This window comes from Paracoccus sp. SY (assembly GCF_002901215.1).
Classification (GTDB): domain Bacteria; phylum Pseudomonadota; class Alphaproteobacteria; order Rhodobacterales; family Rhodobacteraceae; genus Paracoccus; species Paracoccus acridae.
Genome location: NZ_NWMQ01000143.1, coordinates 1 through 1,231, shown reverse-complemented (window position 1 = coordinate 1,231; position 1,231 = coordinate 1). Strand labels below are relative to the sequence as shown.

The 1,231-nt window shown below is 64.8% G+C and carries 1 protein-coding gene; it reads right to left on the bottom strand.

The genetic code is table 11. The features are described 5' to 3' along the window. Positions 1-55 precede the first annotated feature (55 nt). The coding region (gene tuf, locus CK944_RS22165) for an elongation factor Tu (RefSeq protein WP_103175185.1) at positions 56-1,231 on the bottom strand (1,176 nt) is incomplete at its 5' end.

Here is a 1,231-nt window from a genome sequence, read left to right as displayed (position 1 = left end):
GAAAAAGCCCGCCCCTTTCGGGACGGGCCTTGTTGTCACCGCGATGCGGCTCGGATCACTTGATGATCTTGGAGACCACGCCGGCGCCGACAGTGCGGCCGCCTTCGCGGATGGCGAAGCGCAGCTTTTCTTCCATGGCGATCGGCGCGATCAGCTCGACCTCGAACTTCAGGTTGTCGCCCGGCATCACCATCTCGGTGCCCTCGGGCAGCTTGACGGTCCCGGTCACGTCCGTGGTGCGGAAGTAGAACTGGGGACGGTAGTTCGCGAAGAACGGCGTGTGGCGGCCGCCTTCCTCCTTGGTCAGGATATAGGCCTCGGCCTCGAAGACGGTGTGCGGGTTCACCGACTTGGGCTTGCACAGCACCTGCCCGCGCTCCACGCCGTCACGGTCGATGCCGCGCAGCAGCACGCCCACGTTGTCGCCCGCTTCCCCGCGATCCAGGAGCTTGCGGAACATCTCGACGCCGGTGCAGGTGGTCTTCTTGGTGTCGCGGATGCCCACGATCTCCAGTTCGTCGCCCACGTTGACCGCGCCGCGCTCGATCCGGCCGGTCACGACCGTGCCGCGGCCCGAGATCGAGAACACGTCCTCGATCGGCATCAGGAAGGGCTGGTCCACCGCGCGCTCGGGGGTGGGGATGTATTCGTCCACCGCCGCGATCAGCGCCTTGATCGAGTTCTCGCCGATCTCGGGGTCGCGGCCTTCCAGCGCCGCCAGCGCCGAGCCCTTGATGATCGGAATGTCGTCGCCCGGATAGTCGTAGGAGGACAGCAGCTCGCGCACCTCCATCTCGACCAGTTCCAGCAGTTCCTCGTCATCGACCTGGTCGACCTTGTTCAGATAGACGACCATGAAGGGGATGCCCACCTGGCGGCCCAGCAGGATGTGCTCGCGCGTTTGCGGCATCGGGCCGTCAGCGGCGTTCACCACCAGGATCGCGCCGTCCATCTGCGCCGCGCCCGTGATCATGTTCTTCACATAGTCGGCGTGGCCCGGGCAGTCCACATGCGCATAGTGCCGCGTCGCCGATTCGTATTCCACATGCGTGGTCGAGATGGTGATCCCGCGCGCCTTCTCCTCGGGGGCGTTGTCGATCTGGTCGTAGCCCTTGAAGTCGCCGAAATACCGCGTGATCGCAGCCGTCAGCGTCGTCTTGCCGTGGTCGACGTGGCCGATCGTGCCAATGTTGACGTGCGGTTTCGTCCGTTCAAACTTTGCCTTTGCCAT